This is a genomic window from Winogradskyella litoriviva (genome assembly GCF_013249065.1).
Lineage (GTDB): Bacteria > Bacteroidota > Bacteroidia > Flavobacteriales > Flavobacteriaceae > Winogradskyella > Winogradskyella litoriviva.
Window position 1 is genome coordinate 1 of the sequence record NZ_JABRWQ010000060.1, and the last position, 255, is coordinate 255.

1 protein-coding gene is annotated in these 255 nt (G+C 37.3%); it reads right to left on the reverse strand.

Annotated features, from left to right (window positions below; genetic code table 11):
• A partial coding sequence (locus HNV10_RS17430; protein ID WP_173302694.1) for a T9SS type B sorting domain-containing protein occupies positions 1-255 on the reverse strand: 255 nt, incomplete at both ends.

Sequence of the window (255 nt, forward strand, 5' to 3'; positions counted from 1 at the left end):
ATCACTGGCAGGCATATTATTACCATTATAGGTGCCGTCCCAACCTAAACTATCGTGATTTAATTGTTTAATTAGTTTGCCTTTACGGTCAAAAATATTGACAATAGTACCAGGAAGAGTTTCTACGGCAGCAATGTGCCAAGTATCAAAATCACCATCATTGTTAGGAGACATGTGTTTTGGAGCATCAATGACTAATACAGTTCTTGTTACCTCAGCACAACCGTTTTGGTCTATAATTGTTACGGAGTTATA